Annotated in this window: 24 protein-coding genes; 10 read left to right on the top strand and 14 right to left on the bottom strand. The window is 70.7% G+C overall.

Going from position 1 to position 24819, the window contains the following annotated elements:
• Positions 1 to 9: 9 nt before the first annotated feature.
• Positions 10 to 1818 carry an NACHT domain-containing protein gene (locus tag LV79_RS27875; RefSeq protein WP_253841255.1) on the top strand — a complete coding sequence of 603 codons (1809 nt, stop codon included), beginning with the start codon at positions 10 to 12 and terminating at the stop codon, positions 1816 to 1818.
• On the opposite strand, the gene LV79_RS27880 is transcribed toward LV79_RS27875, so the two are convergent.
• Genes LV79_RS27880 through LV79_RS27915 form a run of 8 tightly spaced genes read right to left on the bottom strand, consistent with a single transcriptional unit; the run spans position 1819 to position 9863 of the window.
• Positions 1819 to 2916, bottom strand: coding sequence for an acyl-CoA dehydrogenase family protein (locus LV79_RS27880; protein WP_253841256.1), 1098 nt, complete (start codon positions 2914 to 2916; stop codon positions 1819 to 1821).
• The gene (locus LV79_RS27885; protein WP_253841257.1) at positions 2900 to 3334 is read right to left on the bottom strand and encodes a RidA family protein; all 435 of its coding nucleotides are present in this window, start codon (positions 3332 to 3334) and stop codon (positions 2900 to 2902) included. The genes LV79_RS27880 and LV79_RS27885 overlap by 17 nt, the downstream gene beginning before the upstream one ends.
• Entirely contained in the window at positions 3331 to 4149 is an 819-nt protein-coding gene (locus LV79_RS27890; protein ID WP_253841258.1) for an enoyl-CoA hydratase family protein, read from the bottom strand. The genes LV79_RS27885 and LV79_RS27890 overlap by 4 nt, the downstream gene beginning before the upstream one ends.
• Positions 4150 to 4168: 19 nt before the next feature.
• Positions 4169 to 4855, bottom strand: a complete 687-nt coding sequence (locus LV79_RS27895) for an SDR family NAD(P)-dependent oxidoreductase (protein WP_253841259.1) — start codon at positions 4853 to 4855, stop codon at positions 4169 to 4171.
• Positions 4852 to 6378, bottom strand: coding sequence for a benzoate-CoA ligase family protein (locus tag LV79_RS27900; protein ID WP_253841260.1), 1527 nt, complete (start codon positions 6376 to 6378; stop codon positions 4852 to 4854). The genes LV79_RS27895 and LV79_RS27900 overlap by 4 nt, the downstream gene beginning before the upstream one ends.
• Before the next feature lie 10 nt (positions 6379 to 6388).
• Positions 6389 to 7150, bottom strand: a complete 762-nt coding sequence (locus LV79_RS27905; RefSeq protein ID WP_253841261.1) for a creatininase family protein — start codon at positions 7148 to 7150, stop codon at positions 6389 to 6391.
• Positions 7147 to 9072: an FAD-dependent monooxygenase gene (locus LV79_RS27910; RefSeq protein WP_253841262.1), complete on the bottom strand. Its 1926-nt coding sequence runs from the start codon at positions 9070 to 9072 to the stop codon at positions 7147 to 7149. The genes LV79_RS27905 and LV79_RS27910 overlap by 4 nt, the downstream gene beginning before the upstream one ends.
• Positions 9072 to 9863, bottom strand: a complete 792-nt coding sequence (locus LV79_RS27915) for an LLM class flavin-dependent oxidoreductase (protein ID WP_253841263.1) — start codon at positions 9861 to 9863, stop codon at positions 9072 to 9074. The genes LV79_RS27910 and LV79_RS27915 overlap by 1 nt, the downstream gene beginning before the upstream one ends.
• A gap of 80 nt (positions 9864 to 9943) precedes the next feature.
• On the opposite strand from LV79_RS27915, the gene LV79_RS27920 reads away from it, so the two are divergent.
• The 4 genes from LV79_RS27920 to LV79_RS27935 are packed head-to-tail and all read left to right on the top strand — an operon-like array spanning position 9944 to position 13832.
• Complete coding sequence (locus LV79_RS27920) at positions 9944 to 10744, top strand: PaaX family transcriptional regulator (protein ID WP_253841264.1); 801 nt, start codon at positions 9944 to 9946, stop codon at positions 10742 to 10744.
• Positions 10741 to 11628: a tryptophan 2,3-dioxygenase gene (locus tag LV79_RS27925; protein ID WP_253841265.1), complete on the top strand. Its 888-nt coding sequence runs from the start codon at positions 10741 to 10743 to the stop codon at positions 11626 to 11628. The genes LV79_RS27920 and LV79_RS27925 overlap by 4 nt, the downstream gene beginning before the upstream one ends.
• Positions 11625 to 12779: an aminotransferase class V-fold PLP-dependent enzyme gene (locus LV79_RS27930; RefSeq protein WP_253841266.1), complete on the top strand. Its 1155-nt coding sequence runs from the start codon at positions 11625 to 11627 to the stop codon at positions 12777 to 12779. Before LV79_RS27925 ends, LV79_RS27930 begins: the two co-directional genes overlap by 4 nt.
• A 33-nt stretch (positions 12780 to 12812) precedes the next feature.
• A complete protein-coding gene (locus LV79_RS27935) occupies positions 12813 to 13832 on the top strand; it encodes a cation diffusion facilitator family transporter (protein ID WP_253841267.1) in 1020 nt (339 codons plus the stop codon).
• Positions 13833 to 13851: 19 nt separating this feature from the next.
• Here the strand turns inward: LV79_RS27935 and LV79_RS27940 are convergent, their stop codons facing one another.
• A complete protein-coding gene (locus tag LV79_RS27940; RefSeq protein ID WP_253841268.1) occupies positions 13852 to 14244 on the bottom strand; it encodes an ATP-binding protein in 393 nt (130 codons plus the stop codon).
• 56 nt (positions 14245 to 14300) lie between these two features.
• On the bottom strand, positions 14301 to 15206 hold the full coding sequence (locus tag LV79_RS27945; protein ID WP_253841269.1) for a Ppx/GppA phosphatase family protein: 906 nt from the start codon (positions 15204 to 15206) through the stop codon (positions 14301 to 14303).
• A 170-nt stretch (positions 15207 to 15376) separates the two neighbouring features.
• On the opposite strand from LV79_RS27945, the gene LV79_RS27950 reads away from it, so the two are divergent.
• Together LV79_RS27950 and LV79_RS27955 are read left to right on the top strand one after the other, a co-directional pair.
• Positions 15377 to 16336 (top strand): DNA polymerase domain-containing protein, encoded by a 960-nt coding sequence (locus tag LV79_RS27950; protein WP_253841270.1) that lies wholly within the window; start codon positions 15377 to 15379, stop codon positions 16334 to 16336.
• Positions 16337 to 16383: 47 nt separating this feature from the next.
• The gene (locus LV79_RS27955) at positions 16384 to 17769 is read left to right on the top strand and encodes a PIN-like domain-containing protein (protein WP_253841271.1); all 1386 of its coding nucleotides are present in this window, start codon (positions 16384 to 16386) and stop codon (positions 17767 to 17769) included.
• Positions 17770 to 17859: 90 nt separating this feature from the next.
• Here the strand turns inward: LV79_RS27955 and LV79_RS27960 are convergent, their stop codons facing one another.
• From LV79_RS27960 to LV79_RS27970, 3 genes are all read right to left on the bottom strand, one after another.
• A complete protein-coding gene (locus tag LV79_RS27960) occupies positions 17860 to 18180 on the bottom strand; it encodes a hypothetical protein (RefSeq protein ID WP_253841272.1) in 321 nt (106 codons plus the stop codon).
• A gap of 40 nt (positions 18181 to 18220) precedes the next feature.
• The gene (locus LV79_RS27965) at positions 18221 to 19573 is read right to left on the bottom strand and encodes an acyltransferase (protein WP_253841273.1); all 1353 of its coding nucleotides are present in this window, start codon (positions 19571 to 19573) and stop codon (positions 18221 to 18223) included.
• A 132-nt stretch (positions 19574 to 19705) separates the two neighbouring features.
• Entirely contained in the window at positions 19706 to 21010 is a 1305-nt protein-coding gene (locus LV79_RS27970) for a glycoside hydrolase family 18 protein (RefSeq protein ID WP_253841274.1), read from the bottom strand.
• 229 nt (positions 21011 to 21239) lie between these two features.
• Here LV79_RS27970 and LV79_RS27975 point away from each other — a divergent pair, with 229 nt between their 5' ends.
• Genes LV79_RS27975 through LV79_RS27985 form a run of 3 tightly spaced genes read left to right on the top strand, consistent with a single transcriptional unit; the run spans position 21240 to position 23813 of the window.
• Complete coding sequence (locus LV79_RS27975; RefSeq protein WP_253841275.1) at positions 21240 to 22166, top strand: hypothetical protein; 927 nt, start codon at positions 21240 to 21242, stop codon at positions 22164 to 22166.
• Entirely contained in the window at positions 22141 to 23166 is a 1026-nt protein-coding gene (locus LV79_RS34665; RefSeq protein WP_253841276.1) for a sensor histidine kinase, read from the top strand. The genes LV79_RS27975 and LV79_RS34665 overlap by 26 nt, the downstream gene beginning before the upstream one ends.
• A complete protein-coding gene (locus LV79_RS27985) occupies positions 23163 to 23813 on the top strand; it encodes a response regulator (RefSeq protein WP_253841277.1) in 651 nt (216 codons plus the stop codon). The genes LV79_RS34665 and LV79_RS27985 overlap by 4 nt, the downstream gene beginning before the upstream one ends.
• Here the strand turns inward: LV79_RS27985 and pip are convergent.
• Positions 23800 to 24750: a prolyl aminopeptidase gene (gene pip / locus LV79_RS27990; RefSeq protein ID WP_253841278.1), complete on the bottom strand. Its 951-nt coding sequence runs from the start codon at positions 24748 to 24750 to the stop codon at positions 23800 to 23802. The two genes, LV79_RS27985 and pip, sit on opposite strands and share 14 nt — an antisense overlap.
• Positions 24751 to 24819: the final 69 nt, after the last annotated feature.

Genomic DNA, 24819 nt, shown 5'->3' on the forward strand with positions numbered 1-24819 from the left:
CACACCTGCGTGAGAACCGCACAACGCCGCCGGATCGCTCTCGGGCTCGTCGTGGTGGGCACCATCGCCCTTGTCTACGCCGGGTACATGCTGACCGGCGGCAGGATGGATGTCGGCGACAAGACGTCGAGCATCGTCGGCGCGGTGATGGGGTTCTTGTCACTGGCGCTCGGTCTCATCTCACTCATCCTCCAAATGCGGGCCGTTCCGCCGCTGGACGAGACTCTCGCGGCTGTCGCAGGCGATACCGCCCGCCGGTGGCGCGATGAGTTGACCACCCGCGGTATCGACCGGCCGCTCATGACCCGGTGGTCGACCGTGGGTGCGGGCACCGTTGAGGGGCGCGTGCTGCGGGACCGGGGCAGCGGCGACATCACCGAGGTCGAAAGCCGGTGGCGGGAGCTCAAGCACCCGCTCCTGGTCGTCGTGGGCGCGCCCGGTGCGGGCAAGACATCGCTGCTCATGGTCTTGGTGGAGGCGTTGGCCCGCAACCACAGCCCCGGCGACCCCGTGCCCGTCATGCTCGACCTCTCCGCGTGGCCCAACAGCAACCTGCCCAAGTGGATCGTCGGGGAGGTCGCGAAGCAGTGGGGCGTGTCCGCCAAGACCGCGGCGGTGTTGTTCGACCGAGGCAAGGTCTTGCCGGTGCTCGATGGTTTGGACGAACTGCAACCCAAGCGGCACAAGACCGCTGTGGAAACAATCTCCCAGTGGTCGGGTGGGGTTCGGCCCTGCGTCGTCGCGTGCCGTGTCAAGGAGTACCTGGAAGCGGTCGCCGCCTACGGCGAACAGATGGTGGGCGCCACCGTGGTGGAGGTGCAGCCGCTGGAGACCAAGGATGTCGCGGTCTACCTCAGCAGCAGCGCGTTGCCATCGAACCGGTGGAGTGCGGTCGTCGAACACTGCGTCGAGGATCCCGAGGGTGATCTCGCCAAGGTCCTCCGCAGGCCGCTGATGGCCTACTTGGCCCGCAACGCCTACCGCGATCCGTCGACCGACCCGACTGAACTGACCACGTTCTCGTCGAAAGCCGCGATAGAAAAGCATCTACTCAGCCGCTACATCCCCAGTATGTACGACGAACGCCTGTGGTCGCACACCACATCCCGCTACACGACGGCGCAGGCCCTCAAGTGGCTGACCCCGCTGGCGGTCGACTCCCAGTACCACAGCTTGACGAACCGGAACCTCCCCGCGATCGGTTGGCACACCGCCGTCGGAGCATCGGCGATCGCGGGGCTGATCGGCTGGGCATCTCGCGGCCTGCTGCCGCCGACCGCGTTGACCGCGTTCGCGTTGGCCGCGACCTTTCTCGTGACCCTCGTCTGCGTTGGCGCGTTGATGGGCAAGGTGTCCTGGGGTATGGCTCTGTTTACCGGCTTCCCCGGCGTTGCTGTGATTGTCGGGTCGATGACGTGGTGGCACATCCCTGTGGCCGTAGCGACTCTTGTTGGTCTGGTCGCGGTGGGTGGCATCAGCGCGCGGGCCGGTCCTGAAACGGTGCGGAAGGCGCGATGGATCTATCCGGCTCTGGCTGTCGCTGTCGTGATAGCCGCACCGGTGGTGCTTCTGGTGTTGGCGTCGAACAGTGTCGAGGTCCTGATCGGGTACGCGGCCATGGGGGCCGTGGTTTTGCTGGTCATCTTCCTGCTACCGCTCCTGCGTTACCTCAACTACGCCATGGCTGCGCTGCTCGGGCGTGTGCCGTGGCGGCCTGAGGAGTTCCTCCGCGACGCGCATCGGCGAGGGGTGTTGCGCAAGACGGGCGATGGCTACCGGTTCCGGCACGAGTACCTGCGTGACTACCTGGCCCCGTGATCAGCGGCGGAAGAGGCTGCGGGCGATGATTTCGCGTTGGATTTCTGAGGTGCCTTCGTAGATGCGGGGGGCGCGGACTTCTCGGTAGAGGTGTTCGAGGAGGTGGCCGCGTTCCAGGGCTTGGGCGCCGTGGACCTGGATGGCCAGGTCTACGGCTTGTTGGGCTGTTTCGGTTGCGAAGAGCTTGGCCATGGCGGAGCGGGCGGCGGTGGTGCCGGGGGCGGCGTCGTAGGCGGTGGCGGCGTCGTGGACTAGGAGGCGGGCGGCGTGCAGGCGGGTGGCGACGTCGGCCAGTTGGTGGGTGATGCCCTGGAAGGCGGACAGGGGTTTGCCGAAGGCCTCGCGGTGGGTGGCGTGGGTGACGGCGGCGTCGAGGGCGGCCTGGGCCATGCCGACGGCGAAGGCGCCGACGCTGGGGCGGAACATGTCCAGGGTGCGCATGGCCACGGTCCAGCCGCCGTCGAGGTCGCCGAGGATGTTGGCGCGGGGGACGCGGGCGTCGGTGAAGCGCAGGCGGCCGATGGCGTGGGGCGAGATCAGGTCCAGCGGGTCGCCGTCGAGTCCCGGGGTGTCGCGGGGGACGGCGAACGCGGTGATGCCCTTGGCGCCGGTGTCGCTGGTGCGGGCGAACACGGAGTAGACGTCGGCCTCGGGGGCGTGCGAGATGTAGGTTTTCTCGCCGGTCAGCAGGAAGTCGTCGCCGTCGGGGACGGCGCGCAGGCTCAGGTGGGCCGCGTCGGAGCCCGCTCCCGGCTCGGTCAGGGCGAACCCGACAGCAGCGTCACCGGCGGCGATCCGGGGGATCCACGCGTCAACCAATTCCTGACTGCCCGCCAGCACGATCGGATACGCGCCCAACCCCTGCAACGCGAACGCCGTCTCCGCTTCCGTGCAGTGCCGGGCGAGCGCCTCCCGGATCGCGCACAGCACCACCGCTTTGGCGGGCCGGTCGAAGATCTCCGCCAGCACACCGTGTTCAGCCAACGCCTTGAGCAGCCCCCGGTTCAACCGCCCCGGCGTACCGCTCTCCGCCGCTGTCCTCAGTGGACCTTGAGCCAGCTCCGCGCACCGCGCGCCCAGCTCATCCAGCTCGGTCATCAGGGGCACCTTCCGCGGCGGGGATGACGGCGGTCGCGACCAGTTCGATCATCGCTTCGTCGTCGAAGAGTTGGGTCACGCCGAGCAGCGCCACCGCTGGGTAGTGACGGCCGAAGTGCTTGCGCCACAACGGCCCCAGCTCCGGCAGCGCTGCCTTGTACGCGGCGACATCGGTGACGTAGATGATGAACGACACCAGGTGCTCGGCCCGGGACCCCGCGGCCTCCAACGCCAGCACGACATTGCCCGCGGCTTGGTCGAACTGAGCGGCCATGCCCGAGCCGACGATCGCGCCCGTGCTGTCCTGCGCCGTCTGACCACCGAGGTGAACGGTGCTCCCCGGCGCGGCGACGACGGCGTGGGCGAAGCCGACCGGCGGCGCCAGGTCGGGGGCGGTGACGATCCTGTGTGGAGTCATCGGCCCCGCCACACCGGCTTGCGCCCAGCCGACCAGGCCGCGTAGAACTCGGCGTGGTCGGTGGACTTCATCAGCAGGGCCTGGCTGATCGCCTCCAGTTCGATCGACGACGCGAGGTCCAGGTCCTGCTCGCGCGTCAACAGAACCTTCGTCATCGAGTACGCCAACGCCGGCCCCTCCGAGAGCCTGCGCGCCAGGGACGCGGCAGCGGCGGGCAAGTCGTCCACGACCGTCCCCAAGCCCAACTGCTCGGCCCGGGCCGCGTCGACCTTCTCGCCCAGGATCAGCAACTCCGTCGCCCGACCGAGGCCGATCAGGCGCGGCAGCAGGTAGGCCGATCCCATGTCCGCCCCGGCGAGCCCGACCTTGGTGAACAGGAACGCGAACGTCGCCTCCTTCGCCAGCAACCGGAAATCCGCCGCCAGCGCCAGCACCGACCCCGCGCCCGCAGCGACCCCGTTCACCGCCGCGATCACCGGCATCGGGCACTCCCGCAGCGCGCGCACGACCGCGCCGGTCATCCGGGTGAACTCCAGCAGCTCGGCCGCCGCCATCGACTGGAGCTCGCCGATGATCTCCTCGACGTCGCCGCCCGAGCAGAAGCCGCGCCCGGTTCCCTGGAGCACCAACACCTTCGCGTCACCGCGGTGCGGCAGCTCGGCCACCAGGTCGCGCAGGTCCGCGTAGACGTCGAAGGTCAGCGCGTTCAGCTTCTCCGGTCGGTCCAGGGTCACCGTCGCGACCCCGTCCACCACGGTGAACCCGAAGTGGCCCCACTCGCCGGTCACCCCAGGCGACGCCCGGAACGGGCTCATCGAATCCCTCCAACACCGGTCACTGGACTCCTCCTCCGTCGAGCACGAGCGACTGCCCGTTGACCGCGCCCGCGTGCGGCGCGGCCAGGAACTCCACCGCGAACGCCACCTCGTCCGGCTCCAGCAGCCGCCCCAGTGGCGACGCCGACGCCAGCGCGGCCTCCGCGTCGCCCGGGGTGCGGCCGGTGCGGTCGACGATGGTGCGCACCGCCTCGGCGGCGATGTCGGTGCGGGTGAACGTCGGGCAGACCGCGTTCGACGTCACCCCTGTCCCGGCGACCTCGGCGGCGACCGCGCGCATCAGCCCGATCGCGGCGTGCTTGGCCGACGAGTACGCGGCGGTGTAGCGCTGGCCGACCTTGCCCGCCGTCGACGCCACGAACACGACCCGGCCGCTGTCGCGCTCCAGCATCCCCGGTAACACCGCCCGCGTGCACAAGAACCCGCCCAGCGCGTTCACGTCGTGCTGCGTGCGCCACTGCGCCACCGTGGTCTTGCCCAGCGGCGCGCTCGACGCGATCCCGGCGTTGTTCACCAGCACGTCGACCGGTCCCAGGTCGGCGAACAGCGCCGTCACCGCCGCCTCGTCGGTGATGTCGCAGTCGGCTCGCCCCAGTGCGAACACCTCGTCGCCCGCGGCGCGGAACCGGGCGGCCACGGCCGCGCCGATGCCCCGGGTACCGCCGGTGACCACGACCCGTCTCATAGGGACACATCCAACGCGCGCAACGCCCTGCGGTCGAGCTTGCCGTTCGTGGTACGCGGGAGAGTGTCCACAAAGACCACTCGTTCGGGGGTCTTGTGCGGTGACAACCGCTCCCGGACGTACAGCCGCAGGTCTTCCTCGGTGGCCTCCCCGGTGACCACCACGAACGCGTACGGCCGGATCAACCCGTCGCGGTTGTGCCCGAGGACGGCGCACTCCACGACGTCCGGGTGCCCGATCAGGCAGTGCTCGATCTCGCTCGGGGCGACCCAGATCCCGCTGACCTTCAACAGGTCGTCCGCGCGCCCCCGGTAGTGGAACTCGCCGTCAGGGTCCCGCGAAACCAAGTCTCCCGTGTGGACGGTGTCGCCACCGGGGAAGGTGACGGCCGACTTCGCGGGATCGCCGACGTACCCGGACGCCACGGTGGCCCCGGTGATCTCCAGGGTCCCCACCTCGCCGTCGGGGACGTCGCTCCCGTCCGGGTCGACCACCCGGGCCGTGTAGCCGGGCACCAGCGAGCCGATGCTGCCCGACCGCGCCGTGCCCGGCCGGTTGGAGATGTAGATGTGGTACGCCTCCGACGAGCCGATCCCGTCGATCACCTCGACGCCGAAGGTGTTGTCCCACTTGCGGTGCAGCTCGGGCGGCAGCGCCTCGCCCGCCGATGTGCACAGCCGCAGGCAGCTCAGGTCCTGGTCGGCGGCCAGCGGGTGCGCGATCATCGCGGCCATCATCGTCGGCACGTTGACCAGCACGGTCGGCCGGTGCTCGGCGATCAACGCGAACACCCGCTCCGGCGTGGTGCGTTCCGGGAACACGATCCCGGCCCCGCCGACACCGAACGGGAACAGCGCGGTCAGGTCGCGTGCGTAGCCGAAGAAGAGCTTCGGCACCGGCAACACGATGTCGTCCTCGGTCAGCCCCAGCACGCCGCGTGCGTACCACTCGTGGCTGTTGAGCGGACTCTGGAACCCGTGCGGGCAGGCTTTCGGCGCCCCGGTGCTCCCCGTGGTGAACTTCCACAACACCACGTCGTCAGCACCGCGCGGCACCACATCCAAAGTGGACTCGGCTCCGGCGGCCAGGGCATCGAGGTCGTGTTCGTTGTCGCGTAACTCCTGTCCGCCGACCACCAGCACGACCCGGTCGGCGATCCCCGCCTCGCGCAGGCGATCGAGCGTCAACGAGTCCGCGATCACCACCGTGGCCTCGGTGTACCCGAGGAAGTACGCGTAGTCCTTGGCCGTCAAGAACGTGTAGACCTCGGCGGTGACGGCACCGACCTTCTGCGCCGCGTACCAGGAGGCGACGAACTCCACGCCGTCGGACAGGGCTAGTAGCACCCGATCCCCTGGCCGGACCCCGAACGAGAGCAGCACGTTGCCGATCCGGTTGGTGAGCCCGGCGAGGTCGGCGTACGAGGTGGGGCCGGTCGGGCCGAGCAGGGCTGGGCGGTCCGACCGGCCGAGGTCGAGGTTGCGGTCCAGGAAGTGGTCGGCGAGGTTGAGCTGGGTGGGCACCGGGCTCCTCTCAACGCACGTGGTCGTGGCAGGCGGCCCGGATGGCCTCGACCAGCAGGTCGGTCAGCCGGGCGAACGTGTCGTGCCCCTCGGCGGCGCTGGCCTCCGCCGGGGCGCCGCAGTAGGCGTCGGTCATGCCCATCTCGTGGAAGCCGTGCGCCCCAGCACCCATCGCGGCGGGCATGTCGACCCGCACCGGCGGAAGGCTTGCCATGGCTGCGGTATCGACCAGGTGTGGGTGGTCGGCGAGCACGAGCGAGGTCTCGTAGCGGCCCGCGTGGCAGGACCCGGACTGGAACTCCTCGGTCAACCGGGCGACGGCCGCGCGGCGCAGCAGGTCGAGATAGGACGTCTGGATTTCCTTGTCGGCCAGGGTCTTCACCGCTGTCCGCAGCGCGCTCACGTGGCCGGGCTCGAAGTGGTTGTTGACGATGACCACCCGGGGGAAGCCCTGGGCGGCCAATGACGAGCAGATCTCGACCACCAGCGCGTGCAGCGTCTCCGCGCTGATCCCGACCGCTCCCGCGAACGCCGACCCGAACTCGGTCACCCCGTAAGAGAGCGTGGGCAGGATCTTCACCGTGATCGCCGGGTCGTCGGCGAACAGGTCCGCCGCCCGCGCGCACATGCCTGCGGAGATGATCGGGTCGGTGTCCAGTGGCGCGTGCGGACCGTGTGGTTCCACCGCGCCGACCGGCAGCAGCAGAACGGTCGTGTTCTCCCGCAGTGCGGCGGCTTGTGGTGAGGTGAGGTCGGCGAACTGGTGGCTCACGGCGCCTCCGTGAGCACGCACAGGTCAGCCCTGCCCGCCGCGACGACCGTGTTGACCTCGTCGAGCGTGGTCAGGTATCCGCCGACGAGCGTCGGGATGCCCGCCTCGTTGCGCACCCGGTCCGACAGCGTCGTCAGGTACCCGCGCCGGTACTCCGGGCGGAAGTCCGGCGTCGTGTGGCCCGCGCGGACGTGCACCAGGTCCGTGCCGTGCGCGTGCAACTGCCGGGCGAACGCGATCCCGTCGGCCACGCTCGTCCCGCGCGGCGCCCAGTCCGTCACCGCCAGCCGGACGGACAAGGTCCGGGGGAAGGCCGCCCGAACGGCGTCCAGCACCGACAGCGGGAACTTGTGCCGGTCGCCCCACTCGTCGGTGCGCTTGTTCGTCAACGGTGAGAGGAACCCGGCGAGCAGGTGTCCCTCCGCCATGTCCAGTTCCAGCAAGGCGAACCCGGCCTCGGCCGCCTGCGCGGCGTGGTCGGCAAACGCTTGCCTGACCGCGTCCAGGTCCGCCAGCTCTACCGGCACCGGCGCGCCAGGGCCGTAGGGGATAGGGGACGCGGCGGCCGGGGGAGTGGCTGCTGCCCGAGCGCCCGCGTGCGTGAGCCGAACCCCCAGTGGCGCATCGATCCCTTGCCACGCGGGCAAAGGAAGGGAGTCCGCCAGCCGCCCCTGGTCTGTTACCGCGACAGGCCCGGTCAGGACGAGCCCGTACCCGTCGGCGGCCTTGCGTGCCGCATCGTCCGGTGTGGACGCTTCGGCCACCAACCGGTTGGCGAACCCGCCGAACGGGGCGAACACCGGCGGCGGCGCGATGGCCCGGCCCGCGATCCACGAGTCGACCCGCCGCACCAGCCGGGGATCCCGTTGCGCCAGGTTGGCGTGGGAGACGCGACCGCTGCGCGTGAGCAGGTTGACCGCGAACTGGACCGGTTCGAACGACGTGTAGTTGGCCGTCCGCCCGAAGTACGCCGCGCTCTCCGCCGCCGCCTGCTGGAACCGTTCGACGGCGGGCTGTCGTTCGAGTTCGTAGTCGGTGAGCGCGGCCTCCAGCGACGGCGTCCGCTCCAACGAGTTCGCCAGCGCGATCGCGTCCTCCATCGCCAGCTTCGTGCCGGACCCGATGGAGAAGTGCGCGGTGTGCGCGGCGTCGCCCAGCAGCACCAGGTTCCCCTTGTGCCAGCTCCCGCACCGGATCAACGGGAAGTCCAGCCACTGCGAGCGGTTCGAGCGCAGCCGCGACCCGGCCAGGTCGTCGGCGAAGAGGCGCTCGCAGAACGCGATGCTCTCCGCCTCCGACGCGGTGTCGAGCCCCGCGCGCCGCCACACCGGTTCCGCGCACTCCACGATCCAGGTGCTGGTGTGCTCGTCGAACGGGTACGCGTGCGCCTGGAACAGGCCGAACTCGGTCTCCCGGAAGGCGAAGGTGAACGCGTCGAGCACCAGGTCGGTGCCGAACCACACGTACTTGCCGCCCTGGGTGGACACCGAGGCCCGGAAGTGGCGTTGCCGGGTCTTGCTGTTGGCCCCGTCGGCCGCGACCCGCAGGTCGGCGGCAGGCGGTTCGTCCACTTCGGACTCGAACCGCAGGTCCGCACCCAGCTCGGTGGCCCTGGCCTGCAGGATCGCCAGCAGGTGCCGCCGGGCGATCGCGGTGAACGAGTGGCCGGTGGAGCGCACGACCTCGCCCCGGTGCCGGATGTCGATGGTCGACCAGCGGGCGAACGAGTCGGTGATCTCCAGGTGCGTCGGCGGGTCGGCCTCGCGCAGCGCCCCCAGCGTCTCCTCGGAGAACACCACGCCCCACCCGAAGGTCGCGTCCGGCGCGTTGCGCTCGTGCACGGTGACCCCGTGGCCCGCTTTGCGAAGCAGGATCGCCAGGTAGAGCCCGGCGGGCCCGGCGCCGAGGATCGAGACGTCCATCAGAGCGCCTCGGCCAGTCGGTCGATGTCGGCGACGTCGAGCGTGGTCGGGAACAGGATCAGCTCGTCGCAGCCCGCGTCGGCGTAGCCCCGGATGTAGTCCTTGATCGCCCGCACGCTGGTCAACGCCCCCGCCGCGATCTTGTCGGCGAACGGCCCGGTGAAGGCGTAGTAGTCACTGAGGTAGTCCCGGCCGCGATCCGGGTCGCTCACCGCGAGGTAACCCTGGCCCCACAGCGCGGGATCGCCGGACCGGCCGTGGTCGTACCAGGCGGCCCGTGCCTTGGTCGCGGCGGAGGCGAACGCGCGGGGCGGACCGCCCCCGTGGGCGTATCCGTCGGCGTAGCGCGCCATCCGGGCCAGCGCCGAGCCGGAACTGCCGCCCACCAGGATGTCCATTTCGGACCCGCGCAGGTGCGCGAGCTGCGACGACAAGGTCGCCCCACGGGTGGACGGGTCGACCCCGGCCGCCTCGTAGTCGTCTTGCCTGGCGCCGATGCCCAACCCGAGGGTGAACCGCCCGCCGGAGATCTCGTGCACCGACTGGGCCTGCTTGGCCAGCACACCGGCCGGGCGCAGCGGGCCGATCGCGATCATCGTGGCCAGCTTGATCCGCTCCGTCACCGCACCGGCGGCGGTCAACGCGATGAACGGGTCGACGCTGTCGTAGCGCAGCCGGTCGAGCACCGCGAGCGTGCTGAGCCCGGCGGCCTCGGCGCGCCTGGCCCAGTCGAGCACCGTCGTGCCGTCCCGCGCGGGGACCGTGTTGGGGAGTCCGATACCGACCTTCACCAGCGTCACACCCTTGTGGCCGGGGTCACTGGCGAAAACGTTACGGTTGACCCCGCTCAGGTGTCAACTAAGCTCGCCCCATGTTCGACGCCGCGCCGCAGGACCTCGTGCTGACCATCCTCGGCGCGCACCTGCGCCCCCGCGACCGCACCACCGTGTGGTCCGGCGGCCTGGTCGCGCTGCTCGGGGAGTTCGGCTCCACCCCCGGCGCCGCCCGGGTCGCGCTGACCCGGCTCGTGCGCCGTGACCTGCTCGAACGCGTCCGCGACGGCCGGATGGTGCACTACCGGATCACCCCGCGCGCCGCCGCCGTGCTCGCCGAGGGCGACCGCCGGATCTTCAGCCTCGGCAGCCGCGGCGGCGAGGCGGGCCAGTGGACGGTGCTCTGGCACGCCATCCCCGAGGACCAGCGGGTGGCCAGGGCGCGACTCGTGCGCAGGCTGCGCTTCCTCGGCTTCGGTTCGGTCCAGGACGGCACCTGGCTGGCCCCGCACGACCGCGCCGCCGAGGTCGCCGCGCTGCTGGCCGACCTGGGGGTCGCCGCGCACGCCGGCGTCTTGGTCGGCGCGCCCGCCGCGGTGCCCGACTTCGCCGAGTTCGTCACCCGGGTGTGGGACCTCGACGCGCTGGAACGGCGCTACCGCGACTTCGTCACCGAGTTCACCGACCGCGACCCGGACCCCGACCCGGCCACCGCCTTCGGCTTACGCGTGCGGCTGACCCACGCCTACCGCCAGTTCGCCCTGCTCGACCCCGAGCTACCCGAGGGCATCGCCCCGCCACCTCCGCACCGGCGGGCCGCGGTCGCGCTGTTCCACGACACCTACCCCGCGCTGGCCGAGCAGGCCCAGCGCCACTTCGACGGAGCGATGACCCCGTGACCGAGACCGGCACCAGCCCCGCGGACACCAGCCCGACCGACAGCGACCTCGCTGGCGCCTGCCCCGCCGATACTGGACCCGCCGATACTGGACCCGCTGATACAGCGGCGGCCCTCACCTACACGTCCTACCTCGCCCTCGACGAGGTCCTCGACGCCCAGCACCCGCGCTCCGACGAGCACGACGAGCTGCTGTTCATCGTCATCCACCAGGTCTACGAGCTGTGGTTCAAGCAGCTGCTGCACGAGCTGACCCACCTGCAGGCCGTGCTGGTCAAGGGCGACACCGCGCACGCCACCCGGGTGCTGCGCCGGGTGCTGACCATCCTCAAGGTGATCGTCGCCCAGATCGACGTGCTGGAGACGATGACCCCGCGCCAGTTCACCAGCTTCCGCGCCCGCCTCGACGCCTCCAGCGGCTTCCAGTCCGCCCAGTTCCGGGAGCTGGAGGCCGTTCTCGGGCGCCGCGACCGCCGGGCGTTCGCGCACTACCTGGAGGGCGGCGAGCAGCGCGCCCGCATCGCTGGCGCCATGTCCCGGCCCTCGCTGTTCGACTCGTTCCTCACCTACCTCGGCACGCACGGGTACACCGTCCCCGCCGAGGTGCTCGACCGCGACGTCAGCCAGCCCGTGGCGCCCTCCGAGGAGCTGCAGCGGGTCCTGCTGGCCGTCTACGCCGACGACGGCGGGCCGTCCACCGTCGCCGAATACCTCGTCGACCTCGACGAAGGTCTCCAGGAGTGGAGGTACCGGCACGTGAAGATGGTCGAGCGCACCATCGGCACCAAGAAGGGCACCGGCGGGTCGGCAGGCGCGGCGTACCTGCGCGGCACCCTGTTCGACCCCGCGTTCCCCGACCTGTGGGCCGTGCGGAGCGAGCTGTGAGCGACCTCGCCGCGCACTACACCCGGTTCCGCGTGGCGGACCGGCTGCTGCTGACCGGGCACTCGCACCAGGCGTGGCCCGATGTCGCGCTGGAGGGCCAGATCGAGGCCTTCGACGACGCCGCGCTGGAGGTCGACGAGAAGTGGGGGCGGGCGTTCGCCAAGGCGGACCGGCTGCGGGCCGCCTACGGTGAGCTGCTTGGCGATCCCGGCGGGGACATCGCGCTCGGGCAGAACACCCACGAGCTGGTGGTGCGGTTCCTGTCCGCGATCGACATCACCGGTCGCCCCAGGCTGATCACCACCGACGGCGAGTTCCACACGCTGCGCAGGCAGCTGGGCAGGCTGGCCGAGGAGTTCGTCCGGATCGTCCGGGTCCCCGCCGAACCGGCCGACACCCTGGCCGAGCGGCTGGCGTCCGAAGTGGACGACCGGACGGCCGCGGTGCTGGTGTCGGGCGTGCTGTTCGAGACGTCCCGGATCGTGCCCGGACTCGGTGCGGTCGCGTCCGCCTGTGAACGGCATGGCGCAGAACTGCTTGTCGACGCGTACCACGCCCTCGGCGTTGTGCCGTTCGACATCGACGGGCTGGCGGACGCGTGGATCGTCGGTGGCGGCTACAAGTACCTGCAACTGGGGGAGGGCAACTGCTTCCTGCGGCTGCCCGCGCACGCGCAGCAGACCCGCCCGGTGATCACCGGCTGGTTCGCCGAGTTCGACGCCTTGGCCGACGAGCGCGACCCCACGCTGGTCGCCTACGGGCCCGGCGCGACCAGGTTCGCCGGGTCCACCTACGACCCGACCAGCCACTACCGGGCCGCGCGGGTGCTGGACTTCTTCGTCGAGCAGGACCTCACGCCCGCCCGGCTGCGGGAGGTCTCGCTGCACCAACGCGGCGTGCTGGCCTCGGCGTTCGACGACCTGGGGCTGGCCGACGAGGTCATCACCCGGGATCGGGAGACCCCGAGTGGGCGATTTGCCGGGTTCCTGTCGCTGGTCTCCCCGCGCGCGTCGGAATTCCAACGCGCGTTGGCCGAACGCGGCGTGCTGACCGACAGCCGGGGCGAGCACCTGCGGTTCGGACCGGCGCCCTACCTGCGCGACGACCAGCTGCGGTCGGCCATCGGGGCACTGGGGGAGATCGCGACCTGAGCGGGTCGCCGTGCGGCGACCTAGGATCGCCGCGTGGCACAGGAGAAGGAGGAGAGCACCCTCACCGTGGTGCTCGCCGGGTCGGTCAACCTGCTGATCGCGGTGCTGAAGCTGGTCGCGGGCCTGGTCACCGGCTCGGCGGCGATGCTGTCGGAGGCCGTGCACTCCTTCGCCGACACCATCACCGAGGTGCTGCTGCTGACCGCGCTGCGCGTCTCGCGGCGCCCGGCCGACCGCGCGCACCCGTTCGGCTACGGCAAGGCCCGCTACTTCTGGTCGCTGCTCGCCGCCGTGTCGATCTTCGCGTCCGGGGCGATGTTCGCGCTGTACGAGGGCTTCTCGACGGTCTTCGGCGAGGCGGAGGAGCAGACCTCGCCGCTGGTGGCGTACCTGGTGCTGGCCGGGGCGTTCGTGCTGGAGACGGTGTCGTGGGCCCAGGCGCTGCGGCAAGTGCGGCGGGACGCGGCCGAACAGGGGCGGACGTTCCGGCACCAGCTGCGCTACAGCGACGACCCCACGGCGACGACGGTGTTCTACGAGGACACGGCCGCGTTGTCCGGCTTGCTGCTCGCGTTCGCCGGGGTCGGGCTGCACCAGCTCACCGGCTCGTCGGTGTGGGACGGGGCGGCGTCCATCGCCATCGGGGTCCTGCTCGCCGGGGTCGCGTTCCTGCTCGGCCGAGCCAACGCGGCGCTGCTGATCGGGCGCCAGGCGGCACCGGACCTGGTGTTCGGGGTGCGCGACCACCTGTCAGCGGCCCCGGAGGTCGACGCGGTGGTGGACCTGCAAACCATGCTCATCGGCACCGACAGCGTCCTGGTCTGCGCCCGCGTTGACTTCGACGACACCCTGACGGCGGGTGACCTCGAACGCGTCTGCGTCCGCCTCGCAGGCGAACTGCAGTCCGCGCACAACGACGTCACCGAGGTCTTCATCGAACCCGTCCCCCGCACCAACACCGACCTCCGCGCCGCCGTGCTGGCCCGCTACGGCGAACGCCCAGGGGTTTCCACAATGGATGACGGTCGAGCGGATTCGTCCACAACGGACTGATCGTGTCCGCGTCGGCGGGTCAGGCGCGGGTGAACCAGGCGGTGAAGGTGGTGCGGCCGTCGGTGACGGCGAGGTTCACCTCTTCGGCCAAGGCGCGGACGATGGCCATGCCTCTGCCTGCCAAGACGACGCCGGAGGCGGGGACGCGCCAGCCTGCCTCGTCGACCACGGTCACCACGACGACGTCGTCGTCCACGTGGGCGCTGACGCCGAGCACCGTGGTGCTCCGGTCCGCCTGGCCGCCGTTGGCGATGGCGTTGCTCATCGCCTCGTCGGCCGACCAGACGGCGTCGTCACACGTGTTCTCGCCGACGCCGAACCCGGTCAGCCAGTCGCGCAGCGCGTGCCGCGCCAGGTGCAACTGGCCGGGTTCGGCCGGGACCGCCACCGACCACACCGCCATCTCCGTCATGCACCGGGAATACCTCGGTTGTCGAGGGTGAAACGCCGCGGCCCGGGATGAACCCGTCAGGCGGCGTCGGTGCGGACCAGTTCCGAGCGGTGCTCGCGCAGCGCCAGCAGCAGCCCCTCGGTGGTCGACCAGGGGCTGACGGCGACCGCGTCGTGCCCGGTCACCTCCATCAGCGCCCGCGCCGCGACCGCACCGGCCAGCGACTGGTTCGCGCGGTGCCGGGAGATGCCCGGCAGCTTCGCCCGCCTGCGCGCCGAGAGCGCCGCCAGCCGGGGGATCCAGCGGTCCAGGTCGGTCACCCGCACCGTGTGGTGGCCCGCGAGCTTGGCCAGCCCGCCGAACACCTTCGAGCAACCCACCGCCCGGCCCCGGTGCAACGCGGCCAGGTCGCGGTCGGTCAGCGCGTCGCGGATCAGGTCCTCGACCAGGTCCTCGCGGTGCGCCAGGCCCAGCGTGGTCAGCGCCCTGGCCCCGTAGGGCAGCGACGTGGCGACCTGGGGCTGGTCGGCCGACCCGGTGGCCAGCTCCACGGTCCCGCCGCCGACGTCGAGCATGGTGAGCCTGCCCTGCTGCCCCGACCACCGCCGCGCCGCCAGGTACGCCAGCTCGGCCTCTTGGGCGCCGGTGAACGTGCGCAGCGTCATGCCGGTGCGGCGCTCGACCTCGCGCACCACCTCGTCGGCGTTGCCCGCGTCGCGCACCGAGGACGTCGCGAACGGCACGAACCGGCCGACCGGCAGCCCGGCCCGCCGGATCCGCCTGCGCACGGAGGTGATGGCCGCCGTGATCGCGTCGACCCCTTCCTCCGTCAGGCACCCGTTCGCGTCGTACGAGCGGTCCAGCCGCAACCGGACCTTGTCGGAGTGCACGGGGCACAGCGGGGCGCCCGACTTGCCCGCCACGACGACCAGGTGCGCGCTGAAGCAACCGACGTCGAGCACCCCGACGGTGTCTTCGCGCATGGCCTCGGTCCTCTGCTGGATGGCGTCACCAGGTGAATCAGTCTCGCATCGGCAATTGTTACCCGATCCCAGTATCCGGCAAACCTCCGTTCCCGGCCAAAACCGAGTGGGTGACATCGAACCGGTATACAGGGGTTTGCCCAGGTCACCCGTGTGGCACAGTGAACCGGGTGACGAACGAGGAAATCCGCGACGGGGTGTCGCTGACGAACCTGGACCAGCCCCTGTTCGACGGTGCCGAGGCCACCAAGCGCACCCTGGTGGACTACCTGGCCGCCGTCGCGGACCGGATGCTGCCGGGCCTGCGTGACCGCCCGCTGTCGGTCGTGCGGATCCGGCCGGGGCAGCCGCCGTTCATGCAGAAGAACACCCCGAAGTACACGCCCGAGTGGGTGCGCACGACCCCGGTGTGGGCCGAGACCAGCAAACGCGAGATCAACTACGTGGTCTGCGACGACCACCGCACCCTGCTCTGGCTCGCCAACCAACGCGCTGTCGAGTACCACGTGCCCCTGTTCCGCCTGGGGGAGTCGGTGCAGACCCACCTGGTGCTCGACCTGGACCCGCCACCGGAGGCCGGGTTCGAGTCCGTCGTCGCCACGGCCCTGCTGGTGCGCCGCGCGCTCGCCAACGACGGGCTGACGGGCGCGGTGAAGACCAGCGGCTCGAAGGGCGTCCACATCCTGGTGCCCTTGGTCGCCACCTCAGCCGACGACATCGCCGCCGCCACCCGCGCCCTCGCCGCCCGCACCGAGCGGTTGAACCCGTCCATCGCGACCACGGCGTATATCAAGGAAGACCGGCAGGGGAAGGTCTTCCTGGACTCGACGCGCGCTTACGGGGCGACGATTGCTGCGCCTTACAGCCCGCGCATCCGACCGGGGGTGACCGTGTCGTACCCGGTGACGTGGGACGCGCTGGAAACCGTTACACCGCAGGACTTCACCATCCGGACAGCCTTGGACCTGTTGGGGGACGGGGATCCTTGGGTCGACCTGATGCCAGAGGCGCAGGCGTTGCCGGAGGACTTGGTGGCGGAGGGCCGAACCATTCCCGTCGCGCGGGTGGTTGCCATGCACGAGGGCAAGCGCCGCGCCCGCGCCCGGGAAGCCGCTGAGGGCAAGGAGTAACGCTGCCCGCCCCCGATGCGATCTTCGGACCGACGAGGGGGCGCGCAGTGGGAACGGACGGCACTTCACCGCACAGAGGCGTCTTCGACGGGTTCGAGGAGTACCGAACACCGAGAACCGGGGACTACCAGCAGGCGCTGACCGAGGGCTTGGTGGTCCTCGATGCCAACGTCCTGCTCAACCTCTACCGCTACAACAAGAGCGCCCGCGACGACCTGCTGTCGGTGATGGGCCGAATCGGCGACCGCCTGTGGGTCCCACACCAGGCGATGCGGGAGTTCTGGCGCAACCGCGAATCCACCCTCGGCGCCCTTCGCGGAGCGGCCAACGAGGCCGTCACGGCCCTGGAGAAGGCACACCGCTCGTCCGAGAGCGCGATCTCCGCTTGGACAAAGAAAGCCGCCTTGCCTGACAGGCTGCGCGACGACCTTAATTCCCGGCTGGAGAGCGCCTATGCCGAGGTGCGCCAAGCGATCGAAGCGCAGGCTGACATCGACGCCTCCGCACACACGTACGACACCAACGAAGACCATGTGCTGTCCCGGTTGGCCACGGTCCTCAAACGGCGGGTTGGGCACCCGTTGACAGTCGAGGACCACGCCAAGGCGGTTGTGGAAGCCGAAGATCGCATCAAGCACCAGCGCCCACCCGGCTATCTGGACAAGGACAAGGAACCGGATCTCCGCATCGGCGACTACCTCGTCTGGGAACAGCTCCTCCGCGAGGCGGAAACCCGAACACTGGACACACTATTCATCACCAGCGACACCAAGGACGATTGGTGGACCCGGTCCCGAGACCACCTGCGTGGGCCCCGGCGCGAACTGGCCACCGAGTTCCACGAACGGACCGGGTGCAGGCTGTACATGCTGCAGCCACAGGACTTGCTCGACCACGCCAGCTCACTGGACGTGCAGATCGAACCCGGTTCCGCAGAGGAAGTCGCCCGGGTGAGCCAATCCCGCGAACCAAGCCCGCCACCTCGAATGGAGATGTCGCAGGCAACGGGCATGGTCGATATCGGCGACGGCGAGATGGCGGTGAGCCCGGCTGATTACTTCCAGGGCATGGAGGATCGCGTACGGGCGGCGGTAGCGATCCTCCAGGCGGTGTGCGGGCCGGGGTGGATGATTGAACCGCGCTCGCTGCGCGCGAACCCGCTGGGCTGTCGTGTCACCAACGGTCGGGTGAAGCGGGATGTGTTCTGGGGCCCATTCGCGCAGATCAACAGCCTGCTCTTCCGAGCGGCCAACTCGACTCACTTCACGCCTGCGCTGGGTGCTCATCCGATTCTCGCTGTCGTGCTGGACGACAACGATGTCCTGTCGGATGACATCCGACTCGGTCTTGTTCGGACGGCAGGCGAGTTCAACGTAGAACTGCACTTCCTGAACGGCTCGTTCACCCTCATCCCGGGTGCGCGGGAGGTGTAGGCGCGGGTTTGCGGCGGGGTGGGCGGGGGTGGTCGGTGCGGGTGGGGGGTCTGGAGGTGTAGGGCGGCAAGGTGTGGGGCGGGGGCGTGGTCAGGTGGACCATTCCCGGTCTGTGGGGGAGTGGTAGGTGCGGTGGAAGGTGTGGGGGTCCAGCACGTGCAGGCCCCGGTGGCTCAGGACCAGGAAGGCCTTGAGGGGCAGCGGGTGGGTGCCGGTGGGGTCGGTGAGCAGGCCGGTGGGAGGGTCGTCCGTGGTGATGGTGAAGGTGACCTCCGGGGCGACCTTCCCCTGTTGGCGCAGGGCGGTGACCCAGTGGCTGATGTCGGACAACACTGTCGAGTCGGTGTAGTGCGCTGCCTGGACGGGGGCGGGCCAGGGTTGGTAGTACCTGGCCACCGTGGAGCGTCTCACGGGGACAGCGTAGCAGAGTGTTCGAACATGTGTTCGAACGTCAGGCGAGTTTGCGGACCTCCCCGGCCAGCGCGGGCAGCTCCTCGGCGGGGTCGCGGTAGCGGTGCAGGGCTGCTCGGCCCGCGGGGCCGCGCAGGGCGGTGGCCAGGCGGGCGGGGACGGCGATGGTGAACAGGAGGCCGCGGTTGTCGAAGCCCTCCACGATCCACGAGACCCAGGGCAGTTGCAGGTTCGACGTCGGGCTGAAGAACACCGGTTGCTTGCCGCCGAAGGTGACCTCGTAGATGCCGAAGCGGCTCCAGTTGGTGATGGTGAACGTGCGGCGGTCCGGGTCGAAGCCGACCGGGACGCACTCGCGCAGGCGGGAGCGGCCGATCGACTCCAGGAACGCGCGGTTGGCCCGCAGGTTGAGCTGCGCGCGCGGGAAGTCGTCGACGGCGGCGCGGATCTGGGTGGCGATCGCCGCGGCGGAGGCGTTCGGTGGGCAGGTCACGTACATCTCGCCGACCAGGTTGCCGATGACCCCCGCGTCCAGCCCCAGGAACCGCCGGACGTTGACCGGCATGGCGATCGAGCGCTCGTCCTCGGTGTCCCCGGCCAGCGTCCGCACCACCGAGGTCATGTGCCCGCACAGCACGTCGTTGACCGACAACCGCTGCCCCGCCGCCGCGCTGACGTCCTCGCGCAGCGCCGCGATCTCCGCGTCGGTGAAGTACACCTGCACCGTCCGGTTCGCGCGCACCGCGCCCTCGAACTCCGCGCCGAGGCGCTCGGCCTGCTCCGGGGTCGGCAGCCGGAACCCGGGCCGCCCCGAGTCGGTCGGCGGCAGCACCGAGTCCAGGAACGCGTCCGGATCGGTCAACAGCGTGATCTCCGGGGCGGTCGTGCCCTCGGTGGCCGCCGACCAGGCCCGGACCAGGAACATGAAGCTCGACAGGTCGCCGACCGAGTGGTGGAACGAGCAGCCCAGCGCCGAGGTGCCGTCCGAGAGGTGGGTCAACCGGACGGTCAGCAGCGGTAGGCCGCCCTGGCGCGCGGCCGGTGCCTGCACGTGGTCGACGAAGTCGGCGCCCGGCAGGGTGACCCGGCCGATCGCCTTGGGCAGCGTCTCGTCCAGGTCGTAGGTGTCGAACGGGATGCCCGAGTCGTCGCAGACGATCTCCAGCACGTCGCCGGTGGTGCGCAGCCTGCCCGCGAACCCGGGGACCGCCGCGAGCGCGGTCGCCAGCCCCTCGGCCAACCGGTCCTCGTCGAGCGGGTGGCCGAAGAAGAACACCACCGAGACCGGGACGTCGGCGATCACCGTGTCGGTCACCCCGCAGGTGACCACCGTCCCGGGCGCGAACCCGGCCCGCACGGTCCGCGACGAACGCAGGTGGGGCCATCCGCTCATGGCACAGGTTCCTTTCCCCGGTGGGTTGGGGGAACCGTAGATCAGCTCGCGGCCCGCCGACAGACTCCATTCGCCCTACACGAGAAGGGTCCCCGGCGGGCAACCGCCGGGGACCCCGTTACGCCACTCGTCCTAACAGGACAGTTCCTTGTGCAGCGCCTTGATCAGCTCGCCGTCGCTGGTGTCCGCGTCGAGCGACCAGATCATCGCCCCCGCCAGGCCCTGGCTCTCGATGTAGCGGGCCTTGCGGCGGATCTCGATCGGGTCGTCGTAGGTCCAGAACGTGGTGCCGTCGAAGAGCCAGGCGTGCCCGGCCTTCTCGTCGCGGTACACCTTGTACGCGCCGACCTTGGTCTTGAGGACCTTGTAGTCCTCGCCGCCCGCCTCCCAGGTGCCGGGGGCCGGGCCGGTGGCCTTCTGGTACAGGCCGTTGTTGGCGTTGGTCACCCCGGTCCACCCGCGACCGAAGAACGGCACGCCGAGCACGAGCTTGTCCCGGGGAGCGCCGCGCGAGACCCACGCGTCGACCACGACCTGGCTGCTGTAGCCGGGGGCCGGGGTCGGGTCGCCCTTGGCGGTGCGCAGCGCCGACTGCTGGTTGGTGGTCGGGTCCCAGCCACCGTGGTAGTCGTAGCCCTGCAGGTTGCCGAAGGTCAGGTAGCGCAAGACCTTGCTGACCTCGAAGCCCGCGTTGATCTCACGCGTGTTGGCCGGGAGGTACGCGGTCAGGTCCCGCTTGCCGCGCGGCAGCGTGTCGAGCTGGGTGCGGTACTCCTTGAGCAGCGCGGTGTAGTTGACCTTGTCCTCGGGCCGGACGATGTTGTTGGGCTCGCCCGCGGTGCTGCCGGGCCACTCCCAGTCCACATCGATGCCGTCGAAGATGCCCGCCGCGACGCCGGGACCCGCGATGTCACCCTTGATCCACTGGTTGATGCAGGAAGTCACGTGCGCCTTGCGGGACTCCGCGGTGAGCGCGGCGTTCGAGAAGTACTTCGAACCCGACCACCCGCCGAGGGAGATGTAGACCTTCAGCTTCGGGTACTTCTTCTTCAGCTTGCGCAGCTGGTTGAGGTTTCCCGACAGCGGCTGGCCCGCGACGTCGGCGACCCCGTCGACGCTCTGCTCGGCGGCGAAGGGCTTCTGGTAGTCGGCCCACGCGTCGGCGCTGACGCAGCCGCCCTGCTCGTTGAGGAAGCCGAACGCGTAGTTCAGGTGCGTCAGCCTCGCCGCCGAGCCGTTGTCGACGAGGTTGCGGATGGTGAAGTTGCGGGCGTAGATGCCCCACTGGGTGAAGTAGCCGATCACCTTGGCCTCGGCGCGGCCGTGGCCGTGACCGTGGTCTGGCTGGTGGGCCTGCGCGGCGGGCGCCGTGGCGACCGTCGCGGCGACGGCCGCTCCGGTCAGCAGCGCCGCGACGCGCCATTTACTCGCGGACATGGTCCTCCTCGATGTCGGGCGGTCTAGCCACCCTTTGGTCTGGACCAAACTATGCGGTGGTCTAAACCACAGCTACGGCCGAACGGCGCAATTCGGGCGATCACCTGTCGATCCACTGTGGACCCTGAGGGTGATCTCAGGGTGGCCCTACCCCACCGGGGGGACGAGCCGGACCCGGGTCCGACCTAGCGTCGACGCCATGGCAGGCAGGGGATCTGGTGGGGGAAGCGTGGAGACGTTGGTGGGGCGCGTGGCCGGGATGGCCAAGCACGTGTGGTGGGCGACGCGACCGGTCGGTGCGGCGCAGGTGTTGCTGTGGTGGTGCGGCGCGCTGCTGCTCGCCTCCGCCGCGGTGCACGGTGTGGTGGCGCTGGTCGACGGTGGACCCTGGCTCGGATCGGTGACCTGGCGCAAGCCCGTGGTCTTCGGCGCCTCGTTCGGACTGGTGACCTGGTCCTCGGTCTGGGTCATGCGCCAACTGCCCCGGCGGTGGTTCAGCTGGCCGTTCGCGCTGGTGTTCGGGCTGTCCTCGCTGATCGAGGTCGGGTTGATCACCCTGCAGAAGTGGCGCGGGGCGCCGTCGCACTTCAACTCGGCCACCCCGTTCGACGAGGCCGTGTTCAGCGGCATGGGGATCACCGTACTGCTGGTCGCCGCCGCGACGGGATTCCTTCTGGTGTGGGCGGTCCTGGACTTCCGGGGCACGGCGGTGTCGCGGGTGGCCGCGCTGGCCGGGTTGCTGGCGCTCGCGGTCGCGGGCTACGTCGGCACCGACCTGATCGCCGCCGGTGACCAGGTGTACGCGACCACCGGGCACGTGCCGGAGGACCTGGTGTTCGGCGCGGCGGGCAGCGCGAAGCTCGCGCACGCCATCGGCATCCACGGCATCCAGGTGCTCATCGTGCTGGCGGTCCTGCTCGAGGGTGCCGCCATGGCGACAAGGACGCGGTTGTGGACGATGCTGGTGGGGACCGCGGGCTACGCGGCGGTGTACACCGCGGTCACCGTGACCGCGTACGCGGGCCGCGCCTGGACGGACCCGGTCCTGCCGGTGGCGGTCCTTGGCCTGGTCGGTGTCGTCGGAGTGGGTGTGGGCTTCTGGCAGGCCCTCGTGGCTAGGGGTGTGGCTGATGACCGTTCCGCGGTGGCTGTCTGACCGTCGGGTCTGGCTGTTCGACGGTGCCCTGGGGGTCATGGCGTTCGTGTCCATGGCCCTGGTGAGCCCCGGTCCGCTCTGGCTCGCCGCCGGGGTGTCGATCGGGCTGGCGCTGCGCACCCGCGCGCCGCTGGGCGGGTACCTGCTGGGGACCGCGGCGCTGATGGCGGGTGGCCTGCTCGGGGTCGCCGACCCGGTCGCCCCGTACGCCAACGTGATCGGGATCCACGCGCTGGGCGCCTACACCTCGGTGCGGCGCTCGCTGTTCGGCCCGCTGCTCGTGGTGCCCGGGGTGGTCGCCTACAACGCGCAGCTGCCCGGCTCGGCGGTGGCCATCGCCGGGAACGTGTTCTTCTGGTTGCTGGCCTGGGCGGTGGGGTTCGCGACCGCCAGGGCCAGGGAGCGCTCGGCGCTGCTCAACCGCGCCGCGGTGGCCGAGGAGCGGACCAGGATGGCGCGGGAGCTGCACGACCTGGTGGGGCACACGGTGAACGTGATGCTGGTGCAGGCGGGGGCGAGCCGGGTGGTGCTGGACTCGGACCCGGCCAAGGCGAAGGAGTTGCTGATCGCTGTGGAGCGGACCGGCCGCGACGCGCTCGACGAACTCGACCGCGTGCTCTCGGCGCTGCGACCCGACGACCCGGACCTGACCCGGCTGGCGTCGCGGATGACCGAGGCGGGCATGGCGGTCGACCTGCGGGTCGAGGTCGGTGGGCTGCCGGGGCCGGTGGAGTTCGCGGTGTACCGGATAGTGCAAGAGGCGCTGACGAACGCGTTGACCCACGGGCACGCCAGGTCGGCGTCCGTGTCCGTGCTGTCGGCTGGGGAGGGTGTCGCGGTGGAGGTCGCCGACCAGGGGCGTGGACCCCGGCCGGGGTACCGGGTCGGGCGCGGGCTGACCGGGATCGCCGAGCGGGCCGAGGTGCTCGGCGGCTCCGTGGTGCACGGGGGAGGTGACGGGGGCGGGTTCCGGCTGCGGGTCGTGCTCCCGCTCACGTGATCCGGGTCGTGCTCGCCGACGACGACTCGCTGCTGCTGGCCGGGGTGCGGGTGGTGCTCGGCACGGCGGGCGACATCGAGGTCGTCGGGGACGCCGGTGACGGGCTGGCCGCTGTCGCCGCCGCCGTGGAGCTCCGGCCGGACGTGCTGCTGATGGACGTCCGGATGCCCGGGGTCGACGGCGTGGAGGCGACCAAGCGGGTGCTGGCCGCGTGCCCGGACGTCGCGGTGCTCGTCCTGACCACCTTCCGCCACGACGAGTACGTCTGGGGCGCGCTGCGGGCCGGTGCACGCGGGTTCCTGCTCAAGCGCGCCTCCCCGGAGCGGCTGATCGACGCGGTGCGCACGGTCGCCGCGGGGGAGAGCGTGCTCGACCCGGCCGTGACCGGCGACCTCGTCGACCGGTTCGTCCGGCAGCTGCCGACCCCGGTGTCGGACCCCAGGCTGGCGCGGCTGACCGACCGCGAGACGCAGGTGCTGCGGCTCATCGCGCACGGCAACAGCAACGCCGAGATCGCCGAGGTGCTGGTGATCGCGGAGTCGACCGCCAAGACGCACGTGAAGCGGGTGCTGGCCAAGATCGGCGTCCGCGACCGCGCGCAGGCGGTGGTGGTGGCCTACCGGACCGGGCTCGTCACGCCGGGGTGAGCGCGTAGCGGTCGAGTGCTTGCTGCTTGAGGCGGTCGAACTCGTCGCTGCCGGTGTGCCCGGAGTCCTCCACGACGACCAACTCCGCGTCCGGCCACGCCTTGGCCAGCGTCCACGCCACCTCCACCGGCCCGCCGATGTCGTGGCGGCCGTGCAGGATCGTGCCCGGGATCCCGGAGAGGCGGTGGGCGTCGCGCAGGAGTTGACCGTCTCCCAGCCACGCGTCGTGCGCCCAGTAGTGGGTCACCAGGCGGACGAGCGTGTGCAGCGCCGGGTCCGGTCGACTGCTGTAGGGCGCGGAACCGCCGTTGGGCTCCAGGGACACGACGGTGTCCTCCCAGGCGGTCCAGTCCCTGGCGGCCTTGTCGCGCACGGCGGGGTCGGGGTGCGCCATCAACGCGTTGTAGGCGGCGATCACGTTCTCCGCCCCGCCCGCCCCGGCCCGGAACCGCTCCAGCGCCTCGGGGAAGAACCGACCCACGCCGCAGGTGATCCACTCGTGGTCGGCGTGCCGGGACAGCGTGGCCGCGCTGAGCACGATCTCACTCACCCGATCGGCGTGCTTCTGCGCGTACGCCAGGGTGAGGGTCGAGCCCCAGGAGCCACCGGAGAGCAACCACCGCTGGACCCCCAGGTGTTCCCGCAACACCTCCATGTCCGCCACCAGGTGATGGGTCGTGTTGTGCGCCAACCCGGTCGTGGGATCTCCGGCGTTGGGCAGGCTCCGCCCACACCCCCGCTGGTCGAACAGGATGACCCGGTACCGCTCCGGGTCGAAGTACTCCCTGCTCCGCCGGTTGCTCCCGGACCCGGGCCCACCGTGGACAACCAGCGCGGGCTTGCCTTCCGGGTTGCCGGACTCTTCCCAGTAGACCTGGTTCCCCTGCCCGACCTCAAGCAGACCGGACGCGCGGGGATCACCGTGTGAGTAGGGCACCGGGTCAATGTAACAGCACTGTTGTATCCAGGGGAGCCCTTGCCGTTCCCACCCGAACTGATGTGCTGC

This window comes from Actinokineospora globicatena (assembly GCF_024171945.1).
In the GTDB taxonomy this organism is placed as follows: domain Bacteria; phylum Actinomycetota; class Actinomycetes; order Mycobacteriales; family Pseudonocardiaceae; genus Actinokineospora; species Actinokineospora globicatena.